We start from the raw sequence: 10,461 nt of genomic DNA on the forward strand, positions 1-10,461 counted from the left end.
AAGGGCTTGTCCTGCGGTGGTGGCCTCGTAACGGGTTGACGGTGCTCGATTCTTCCGGCTATAATCCGACACCCGCGATCGGGGAAAACGCCAAGAAGGGCACTCCACGACGGTGACGCCCATGGAGCTGCAGGAACGAGGGCTGGGAAGACTCGAAGGGCAGGGGTTGCTCTTCGAATATACTGTTAAGGTGTTGTTGCTAGCCGCCTTCCTCGAGCTCGTCCTGTATCGCCTCGTGTCCCGTCTGGGAATGCATTTCAGCAAGCTGGCGGAGGAACACGAGTGGGTCCGGTACTTCTTCAAGGGGGTGTCTTCCATCGGGTTCACCCTGCTGAATGTCGTATCCCTGCTCGTCTTTCTGGCAATCGGCATCATCCTCGCCAACCGCGTGAAAAGCTCCGGCCGAGGCTTGCGAGAATGGCTGGTCTCCGGGTCCGTAGCGGCTGTCCTGGCGCTCACGGTCGCATTCCTCCTGTTCCCTCCGGCCATGCTCGGGTCCATCGCGTACAACCTGGTGTTCGTCCTGGCCGTGGCGGCGCTCGTCATGGACTTTGATTTCGGCCGTCGGCCGTGGTCCCAGCGTGTGATGGTGGCGTGCTTTCTGCTGGGCATCGGCGGGTGGCTCTACTATCAGACCATCTCGACGGCGTATGGTCTGTTGGGTCTCGTTTCGGTGCCCCCCTTGGCTCATGAAGTCAATCGAGCCGGCGAGGCGCTGATGGTGCTGGCGAGCATCCTGACGATCTGGGCCTACGGTGGAGGGCCGAGCTGGACGAAAAACCGCCGTCAGCGGCGGCGGGTCCTGATGTTCGCGTCGGTCGGTCTGACGGTGTTCGTCGGTCTGCTGTTCATGGACTATCTCCTCGGCCTCTACGATCCGGCGCTGGCGGAGAAAGTCAGAAAGTCCGGCCAGGGCATCGGTTGGATCTTCCAGATGGGCATGGGCTACACGTTCTACCTCCCCTTCGCCCTGTACGTGATGGGTCTGCTGGCGTGGTCCTACACCGTCGTCAAGCTGCTCAGCATGGGACGAGCGGCCGGGTATGGGATCGGGCTGATCTTCATGGCCGGCTACGCTCTTCAGCTGTCGCACCTCAGCCTGATGGTCCTCCTTGGCCTCATGCTCCTCGGCCTGGACCGGCGCCGTGTACTCTTCGCGGCGGGGGAGCGGGAGGAGGACCGGGCGATGGCCGCCGCGCCGGTGCTTCGCGAACAGGTCTCATCCTCCTAGCGTAATGGAAGGAACCCATGACCGATTCACTGAGCGCCAACCAACCTGACCCCGGAGGCGTGGTCGCCGAGCAACCGGAGCAACGGCTTTCTCCGGAAGAGGAAATCGCCGAGCTGGAAAAATTACTGGCCCAGGAGCCCGACGATTTCCAGGCCCGATGTCGGCTGGGGGAGCTGTACTTCAGCAAGGGGCGGCTGGACGATGCGCTGACGGAGGTCAAGAAGGCCATCGAGATGGCCGAGGCCATCCGCATCGAGATGAACCGCTCCCTGGCGATGTACTACTCCAACCTCGGGACCATCTACGCCACGAAGAACATGGGCGACGAGGCCGAAGCCCAGTTCAAGAAGGCGCTGGAGTTGAACGCGTACGACGTGCTGGCGTTGTTCAACCTGGGTCGCCTCCACAGCGAGAAGCGTCAGTTCGTCGAGGCGAAAAACTTCTATGAGCGGCTTGTCGAGATCACGCCGGACGATCCGATCGCCTGGTACAACCTCGGGGGCGTGTACGTCGAACTGGACAACCCCGCGGTGTCCGACTACAACACGATCGACATGGCGATGCAGTGTTACCTGCGCACCCTCGAACTGGACCCGAGCCATCTCGACGCGAGCTTCAAGCTCATGGACGTCGCGTTGGTGCACGGCAAGGTCGACCTCGCCATCAAGGTGATGGAAGATGCCGTCGAGCACAACCCCGACGAGCCCCTGGCCTACTACAACCTCATCAACATGTACGACAAGTGCAAGATGTTCGAGCAGGCCGAGCAGGCCCGGCAACGACTGAAGGAGCGGTTTGCCCGTCGGGCCAAGGACACCGGGAAGGGCTGAGGAGCTTCCCGTCAACAAGGAGCAGGAGCCATTATGTTTGGGAGCATCGGGTTTACCGAGCTGATTCTCATCCTGTTCATCGTGCTGATCATCTTCGGCGCGGGAAAGCTCCCGCAGTTGGGTGAAGGGCTGGGGAAGGCGATCAAGGGATTCAAAAAGTCCGTCCACGAGGCCGATGCGATCGAGGCAGAGGCGCAGACGCAGGCTCAACCGCAGCCGACCGCGCTCCCGCCGCAAGCCGCTCCGGCCCAGCCGGCGCAGCAGGCGGAGATGGCCCAGGCGCCGCAGCCGGTCGGGACCGGCCAACCGGGCGCTGGCGCATAGCCGCGACCGAAGTCGCTCGCGCGTCGGCGTGAAATCAGGGGACATCCCGGGCGCGGGGATGAGGATAGCCATGGGAACGGCCGCAGAACTGCTCGTCGGGTACATCGAGACGTTCGCTGGCAACGGGAAGGCCCGGAGCACGGGGGACGGCAAGCTCGCCGTCAAGGCGGGCATTCCGTTGCCGCACCATGTCGCCCTGGACAGGGAAGAGCGCTACCTGTACTTCGCGGAGTCGGGATCGGACCGGGTCCGGCGGATCGACCTGCAGGCGGGCACGCTGCACAACTTCGCGGGAATCGGCGAAACCTGCTACAGCGGGGACGGCGGTCCCTGCGGCGAAGCGGGCCTGTACTTGCCCCTCGACGTGGCCTTCGACTCTCAGAACAACCTCTACATTTGTGACTCCGGCAGCAATCGCATCCGGCGGGTCGACCACGAAACCGGCATCATCACGACGGTTGTGGGGACCGGGCAACACGGCTTCAACGGCGATGGTCCTGCGCTCGAGGTGAACCTGACGTGGCCGGCCGCGATCGCCTTCGACCAGGACGATATCCTGTACATCGCCGACACCCAAGCCCACCGAGTCCGGCGGTACGATCCGCGAACGGGGATGGTGGCGACGATCGCCGGGACCTGGTCGGACGAAGACGAGGCCCGGGAGCAGCCCCTGGTGGCAAGAAACCTTGTGGTGCTGTCTGGCGACGCCATCGGCATCGACTTCAGCGATGACCACGGCTGGCTCAGGCCGGAGTGTTCCACCGGCGTGGACCTGACCCACTACCTGGACGACGGCAAGCCGGCCCTGGAGGCGCGGCTGTATGATCTGGTCGGCATCGCGGTGGATCGCCGCGGTGATGTCTACGTCGTGGACAAGGGCAGCAACCGGGTTCGTCGCATCGATCGAGCGACCGGGATCATCACCACCGTGGCCGGCGTCTGCTGGTACGGGTTCGACGGAGACGGCAAGCCCGCCACCCAGTCCATGTTGCATGCGCCGGAGGCCGTCCTCTTCGACGCCCAGGACAACCTGTACGTGTCCGATACGATGAATCACCGGGTCCGACGGGTCGACGCCCGGAGCGGGCTGATCACCACCGTCGCCGGCAATGGGGACAGCGGGTACGAGGACAAGCACATGGGCGGCTGCGGGGCCGCCCGCTTCGTCGCCAAGGACGGGCCGGGCATGGCCAAGCACGGCGACGGTCTGCTCGCGGTCGACGCGGTAGTGAACTCACCGGTTGGGCTGGCGCTGGATTCTCGCGGGTACCTCTATATCTGCGAGCGCGGCGAGAACAAGATCCGCCGGGTCAAGCTGTCCTAACCGGTCTGATCCGGGCGAAGCCCGACGGCGCATCCTCTGTCGGGGAGCCACCACGGTCCGAGTTTGGTCAGATGGGGCGGGGGTATGGCGCGAGCGGAGCGGGGCCTGTCTTCTTCTGCGCTTCCCGTATTGTCCGGCTTCTTGGTTGCGGCGCTGGTGCTCGGATGGCTGGGCATTCCCCTCGTCAGCTCTGAGGGGATGGTCATTCGATCCCACTTCGTTCCCGGCGAGGTTCCTCCCACGCCGGATGACCCCGCATGGCAATCCGTTCCCCCCCTCACCCTTCCGTTGAGCGGCCAGGTCATCACCCGCCCGGTCTGGCCGGAGCCGTCGGCCCGGGCCCTCGTGGTCCGCAGCGTACACAACGGCAAGGACCTGGCCTTCCTCCTGGAGTGGGAGGACAATACCAAGAACGACCGGTTGACTCCTGGAACCTTCCGAGACGGCGTGGCGATTGGCCTACCGTTGGGCGATGCCCCGGCTTTTTTCTGCATGGGCCAGCTCGACCATTACATCAACATCTGGCATTGGAAAGCGGACTGGCAGAGCGACATCGACCGCCGGGCGGCACGGAGCGCGGAGAAGCGGGAAAGTGGCGGGGAGGTTCGGCGGTTTGAGGTCATCCCCCGGCGGCTCTCCTCCGTGGAGGATTTGGTCGGTGGCGGATTTAGCACCCTGACCAGCAAACAAAGCCAGGGCAAGGTGCAGGGCAGTGCGACCTGGAAGAACGGCGTGTGGCGGGTCGTGATCCGGCGAGCGATGGCCAGCAGCGACCCCGAGAACGAGGCCCGGCTCGACGCGGGCCGTCTTCAGGCGATCGCCTTCGCGGTATGGAACGGCGAGAACAAGGAGCGCAACGGCCAAAAGGCGGTGGCGCCCTGGTTCCAGCTCCTCATCGATCCGGTGAAGAAGCTGTGAGGGGCTCCGGTCGGCCGGCCCGACGTGTCCGGCTCAGGCAGGACGAGCGATGACGTCTGAGGACAGGTCATACCGCACCGGACAATGCAGGCTGGCTGCTCCCGCGATGCTCGCACTCTTGGCGCTCGGCGGCGGGGCGGCTCTCGTGCCGAGCCCGGCGTCCGGCCAGGCGGCGAACGGACAAGCGGAGCAGGAGGCCATCCGGCTCGGCGAAGAGTTCGGGGTCGTGGTCGGACCGGTCGACGAGGACATCCAGAAGGAGCTGAAGCTGGAGAAAGCGGTGGGCGTCGTCGTGTTCGAGGTCATCGGCGGGACCCCGGCCGAGCTCGCCGGCATCAAGGTCCGGGCCGTCATCAAGGAAATCGACAAGGTGGAGGTGAAGGATATGGCCGACTTCGCCAAGGCCTTGAAGCGGGTCCAAAAGACCTGCGGGTACACCATCGGGACCTATGAACCGGCCGACCCCAACGAACAGGGCGTCGGCGGCATCATCAATTTTCATTTCGTGCGGTGCGTGAGCGATTAATCCGGATTCCTCACGGGATTGCGGGGCCGGGAGCATATGATGGGCAGACTGCATGCCGCCGCGGCGGTGGGGCTGCTGGCGGCCGTGATCGGCGCCGGCGCCCTGGACCACGAGAGGGCGATCGCACAAAAGTCCGACGGGCAGGGAGGGGCCGAGTGGGTCGACGAGATCGAAAAGGTTTTCATCAGGTCCGAGGATTGTAAGCAGTGCCACGATCGTCACTACGAGGAATGGAAGGGGATGCGCGAGCAGACCCCGGACCTGAAGACCTTCGGGCGGGTTGACGCGGCCCTTCTCCACGGCACCTCCCTGGAATCCCCGGTCTTCAGGACGGTCCTCGGGCTCTGGCTCCAAACCGGACCGAGCGCGGAGGAGCGGGCACGGTGCCTGGCCTGCCATGCGCCGGCCGTCACCGTCTTTCCCCAGCATGTCCCGAAAATCACCGAGCAGGTCCTCTCGGGAAAGGTCGACATCGAGGGAATCGGCTGCGCCTCCTGCCACCTGATCGGCGCCGTGGCCGACAAGGAGGCCCCGCCGCCGACGTTCAAGATCCACCCGGGGAAAGTGCTCTACGGTCCGTATGCCGAGCCGGAGGAAAACCTCGTCCACCCGTCCAGCCAGTCCGATCTCTTTCGCGGCGCCAACTACTGCACGTCCTGTCATTTCGACAAGGTCAAGGATGTCACGCGCCGGGACCTGCCGGGGGAAATCCTGAAGGGCACGGTCTGTCAGGACTGCCATATGGAGCCCTCGACCGGGAGTTCGACATCCAAGCGTGGAGCGATGACCCGGTCCATCGGACGGCATTGGTTCCGTGGCGTGGTGATCCCCGGCATCATGCTCAAGAACCGCAACCTCCAGGCCGAGTGGATGCCGCGGCTGGACATCGAGGCCAAGAAAACCGCGGCTCAGGTGGAAGGGACCGTGCTGGTGCGGACGGGCAGTCTACCGCACAGCTTCCCGGACGGTGATCCGGTCTTGAAGCAGTACTTCGTCACCATCACGGTCAAAAATGCGGAGGGCCAGGTGCTGGCGAAGGAGGAAAAGCGGTTCGGCCTGCCCTACGAGAAGCTGCTGCGTGGGCCGATTCCCGAGCCTCTGGTCAAGGGCGGGACGACGCGGCGCATTCCCTTCAGTCTCACGCTCCCGTCCGAGAGCGGGGCGACCGTCGTCGAGGCGCTGTTGACCTACGCCCTCGTTCCGAACCCGGAACCCGCCCTGCGGGACCGTTATCTGGCGTCGTTGCCCGGCGAGAAGGAACGGGAGGCGGCGAGGCAGCTCATCCAAGAATACGCGCAGCCGCGCGTCCTGACGTTTCGCACCAAGACCTTATAGCGGCGAAGCCCGATCCCCTGCGCGAGGTCCGGGCGCGGAGTCCGGGAGAGACAGGAGGGACATGCGAGCAGAGGCACGACCCAACCGACGGAGGTTCATCCTGTGGCTGGCGGCGGCCGGCGTGGTCGCCATGGCGGCGGGGGGACCTCTGCCGTCCGGCCTTGCTCAGGACGGCAGCAAAGGCCGACCGGGCGGCAAGGGCTTTCCGCTGTCCACCCAGTGCAAGCGCTGCCACGAGCGCGTGTTCGAGGAATGGGAAACCTCCCCGCTGTCGCGATCAATTCACTCCCCCGCCTTTCGCGCCGCGCTGGACGAGTACCTCGCCTCGTCGTCGGCGAAGGACAAGGCGCTTTGCCTCCGCTGCCACGCTCCGCACGTCAACGAGCTGGTCGACCAGGCTCCGGCCTTCATCTCGCAGGTGCAGTCCGGCGACCCGGCGATCGACGGCGTCGGCTGCGCACAGTGCCACCTCATCAAGGCGGTGGATCGCAACAGCCGCCAGCCGATCCCCAAGTACGAGCCCGGCAAGACGCTCTTCGGTCCGTACAAAGACCCCGTGGACAACCTGGCCCACAAGTCGATGGAGCTGGAGTTGTTCCGGAAATCTGACCTCTGCCTGAACTGCCACCTTGCTGTCCCCGCGGCGGCGAACCTCGGCAAGAGTAATGACCTCCTCGGGGACTGGGAAAACAGCAAAGCGGTCAAAGCGGGCAAGGAATGCCAGACCTGCCACATGCCGGAGCAGGTGGGAGAGTCCGCTAACGGCGAGAACAAGCGCAAGGTCGCCAACCACAGCTTCCCCGGCCGGGTCGGGAAGCTGAGGCAGGAGGCGGCCAAGCTCGACGTCCAGGCCAAGGTCAAGGGCGATCAGACGACCGTCATGATCACGGTGCAGAGCCTCGTCCCGCACAACCTCCCGACGACCCATCCGGGCTGGGCCAAGGTGGTGCTCGACCTGACGATCAAGGGGAAGAACCTCAAGAAGGTGTACGGGGAGCAGCGGGTCTACGGCAGGACCTACGTGAACGCCAAGGGGGAGAAGACCGTCTTCGATTTCGACGCGGTCAAGGTGGCGGAGGACACGGTCCTGAAGCCGGAGGAGACGCGGGTCGAAACCTTCACCTTCCCGACGCCCAAGGATGCGCCCTCGTTCGACGTAGAAGCCACGTTGAGCTATGCGCCGGTGGCCGGCCCCCCGGCCTTTCTCCAGCGGATCGAGGCGGAGTCCGTGAAGGGGGCGCAGGACCCGGTCTTCCAGCCGATCTCGATCGTCAGGGCCGCGGTCAACATCCCGCTGCGGTAGGAGGGAGCAGATCGGCGGAAGACGGTCAGTCCGCGGAGATGGTGGAGCCGGGAGACTTCATCTTGAAGATCTGGATGGCGGAGTAGATGTTCTTGGCGGGCTGGTTCAAGATGAGCTGCGAGTCGGTGATATGCGTGTCGATGAGCTCGAACGGGCCTCCGCTGTAGTAGATCTTGCACTGATCGATCGAGCAGTTCTTGAAGACGTGGTTGTCCAGCGACAACTCCTCCTTCGTGAACTCCTTCCCCTCGACGAGGATGTAATCGGGCCGCGGTCCCATTCCACGTTCCTCCGCGCTTCACTATAGCAGAATCGGCTCGGGACCCGCAAACCCGAGTCCTCCGCCCGTGCTCCTCGAATCGTCGCTCAACGTAGAATCAGTTAAGGTTCAGCCTGGGGAGGCGCGAGGGCGTTTCGTCTTGATCATTCCGAAGCCCTCCGTATACAATGGCCCCGCTTCTCCGCCCGGAGCCGGTCCGGGCGTGATCGATGGACCACTTCGCATCAGGAAGGGGAGGAGACGTCTGTGGAAGGTTCAGCAGCGGTCGTCGTCTTCGCGCTCGCGTCCGCGGCGGCGGGAATCGGGTACGGGCTCTATTTGGCGCAGTGGGTGTTCAAGCTCGACGCGGGCAACAAGGAAATGCAGCGGATCGCGCAGGCGATCCAGGAAGGGGCCGCGGCCTACCTCAACCGGCAGTACCGGACGGTGGGCGTTGTGGCGGCCGCCCTGTTCCTGATCCTCTGGGCGGCGGGGATCTGGTCCGACCAGTTCGGCCTGTTGACGGCCGTGGGTTTCCTCATCGGCGCGGCGGCCTCGGCCACGGCGGGCTACGTGGGGATGAACATCGCCGTGCGCGCCAACGTCCGGACCGCCCAGGCCGCGCACGAGGGGCTCAACGCGGCGCTCACGGTCGCCTTCCGGGGCGGGGCGGTCACGGGGTTGCTCCTGATCGGGCTCGGTCTGCTCGCGGTGGCCGGATTCTACGCCGCCGCCGGCGCCATCGCCGGCCAAGAGAAGGCGGTCCACGCGTTGCTCAGCCTCGGGTTCGGCGGTAGCCTCATTTCCGTCTTCGCGCGCGTTGGGGGGGGGATTTACACGAAGGCGGCCGACGTCGGGGCCGATCTGGTCGGCAAGGTGGAAGCGGGTATTCCTGAGGATGACCCGCGGAACCCCGCGGTGATCGCCGACAACGTCGGCGACAACGTGGGTGACTGCGCCGGCATGGCGGCCGACCTGTTCGAGACCTACGCTGTGACGACCGTCGCGGCCATGGTCCTCGCCTTCACGATGTTCCAGGGCAAGGCCGAGCCCATCCTCTATCCGCTCGTCCTTGGCGGCCTGACGATCCTCGCGACGATCATCGGCATCCTGTTCGTCAAGGTTGGACCCGGGGGCGGGATCATGTCGGCCCTGTACAAGGGCCTCTTCGTCGCCGGCGGCCTCGCCGCCGTCGCGTTCTTCCCGGTCACGATGAAGATGATGGACGGCGTGGGCGGGGTCGGCGGGCTTCAGTACTACGTGGCCGCCCTGCTCGGCCTCGTCGTGACGATGGCGATGGTTTTTATCACCGACTACTACACGTCCAAGAGTTACAGTCCGGTGCAGGAGATCGCGAAAGCCAGCGAGACCGGGCACGCCACCAACATCATCGCTGGTCTGGCCGTCGGCATGCAGGCCACGGCCTGGCCGGTCGTGGTGATCGCGGCCGCCATCCTGGCGAGCTTTTGGGTATGCGGCGGCGCGGCGGCCGGCGGCCTGTATGGCGTCGCGGTCGCGGCGGTGTCCATGCTCTCGATGGCCGGGATCGTCGTGGCCATCGATGCGTTCGGGCCTATCACCGACAATGCCGGCGGCATCGCCGAGATGGCGCATCTCGGCAAGGACGTGCGCGACATCACCGACCCGCTTGACGCGGTCGGCAATACGACCAAGGCGGTGACGAAGGGGTACGCGATCGGGTCGGCGGGCTTGGCCGCCGTCGTGCTGTTCGCGGAGTACGCCAGGGCCGTCGCGGCGGGGAAAAACGCGGTCGGGTTCGACCTCTCGAACCCGGACGTGCTCGTCGGACTGTTCCTGGGTGGCATGCTCCCGTTCCTGTTCGGGGCCATGTGCATGAAGGCGGTCGGACAGGCGGGCGGCCTCGTGGTCGAGGAGGTGCGACGCCAGTTCCGGACGATCAAAGGCATCATGGAGGGGACCGCCAAGCCTGAGTACGGCACCTGCGTGGACATCGTGACCCAGGCGGCCATCAAGCGGATGATGGTGCCCGGTCTGATCCCGGTGCTGTCCCCGATCGTCGTCGGAGTCGTCCTGGGGCCGCAGGCGTTGGGCGGCGTCTTGGTGGGCAGCATCGTCACCGGGCTCTTCGTGGCGATCTCGATGACCAGCGGGGGTGGTGCGTGGGACAATGCCAAGAAGTACATCGAGGAGCAGGGTAAGAAGGGGAGCGAGACCCACAAGGCGGCGGTGACGGGCGATACGGTCGGGGACCCCTACAAGGACACGGCCGGCCCCGCGATCAACCCCATGATCAAGGTGATCAACATCGTGGCCCTGCTGATCGTGCCCCTGATCGTCGGATGAGGGGCGGCCGATGGCCTGGCCGAATCGGTCGGCCCTGTCAAGCCATTTGGAAATCTTACCCTGGAGTGATTCGTTGCGTCATTTCT

General features: G+C 65.1%; 10 protein-coding genes. 9 read left to right on the plus strand and 1 reads right to left on the minus strand.

Annotation, left to right across the window (positions count from 1 at the left end; all coding sequences use genetic code 11):
- Positions 1-112 precede the first annotated feature (112 nt).
- The 8 genes from AC1U7O_RS07220 (at position 113) to AC1U7O_RS07255 (ending at position 7,791) form a co-directional block, all read left to right on the plus strand.
- A complete protein-coding gene (locus AC1U7O_RS07220) occupies positions 113-1,231 on the plus strand; it encodes a hypothetical protein (RefSeq protein WP_479894040.1) in 1,119 nt (372 codons plus the stop codon).
- A 17-nt stretch (positions 1,232-1,248) separates the two neighbouring features.
- Positions 1,249-2,061, plus strand: coding sequence for a tetratricopeptide repeat protein (locus AC1U7O_RS07225; RefSeq protein ID WP_479894041.1), 813 nt, complete (start codon positions 1,249-1,251; stop codon positions 2,059-2,061).
- Positions 2,062-2,094: 33 nt separating this feature from the next.
- The gene (gene tatA, locus AC1U7O_RS07230) at positions 2,095-2,385 is read left to right on the plus strand and encodes a twin-arginine translocase TatA/TatE family subunit (RefSeq protein ID WP_479894042.1); all 291 of its coding nucleotides are present in this window, start codon (positions 2,095-2,097) and stop codon (positions 2,383-2,385) included.
- A 70-nt stretch (positions 2,386-2,455) separates the two neighbouring features.
- Positions 2,456-3,709 (plus strand): NHL domain-containing protein, encoded by a 1,254-nt coding sequence (locus tag AC1U7O_RS07235; RefSeq protein WP_479894043.1) that lies wholly within the window; start codon positions 2,456-2,458, stop codon positions 3,707-3,709.
- 84 nt (positions 3,710-3,793) lie between these two features.
- The gene (locus AC1U7O_RS07240) at positions 3,794-4,627 is read left to right on the plus strand and encodes an ethylbenzene dehydrogenase-related protein (protein WP_479894044.1); all 834 of its coding nucleotides are present in this window, start codon (positions 3,794-3,796) and stop codon (positions 4,625-4,627) included.
- A 106-nt stretch (positions 4,628-4,733) separates the two neighbouring features.
- A complete protein-coding gene (locus AC1U7O_RS07245; RefSeq protein ID WP_479894045.1) occupies positions 4,734-5,153 on the plus strand; it encodes a hypothetical protein in 420 nt (139 codons plus the stop codon).
- 39 nt (positions 5,154-5,192) lie between these two features.
- Positions 5,193-6,488, plus strand: a complete 1,296-nt coding sequence (locus tag AC1U7O_RS07250; RefSeq protein ID WP_479894046.1) for a multiheme c-type cytochrome — start codon at positions 5,193-5,195, stop codon at positions 6,486-6,488.
- 61 nt (positions 6,489-6,549) lie between these two features.
- The gene (locus AC1U7O_RS07255) at positions 6,550-7,791 is read left to right on the plus strand and encodes a multiheme c-type cytochrome (protein WP_479894047.1); all 1,242 of its coding nucleotides are present in this window, start codon (positions 6,550-6,552) and stop codon (positions 7,789-7,791) included.
- 25 nt (positions 7,792-7,816) lie between these two features.
- Here the strand turns inward: AC1U7O_RS07255 and AC1U7O_RS07260 are convergent, their stop codons facing one another.
- Positions 7,817-8,071, minus strand: a complete 255-nt coding sequence (locus AC1U7O_RS07260; protein WP_479894048.1) for a hypothetical protein — start codon at positions 8,069-8,071, stop codon at positions 7,817-7,819.
- Between the two features lie 246 nt (positions 8,072-8,317).
- Between AC1U7O_RS07260 and AC1U7O_RS07265 the strand changes: the two genes are divergently transcribed.
- Positions 8,318-10,375 (plus strand): sodium-translocating pyrophosphatase, encoded by a 2,058-nt coding sequence (locus AC1U7O_RS07265; RefSeq protein ID WP_479894049.1) that lies wholly within the window; start codon positions 8,318-8,320, stop codon positions 10,373-10,375.
- Positions 10,376-10,461: the final 86 nt, after the last annotated feature.

Source organism: Candidatus Nitrospira neuquenensis (genome assembly GCF_979578155.1).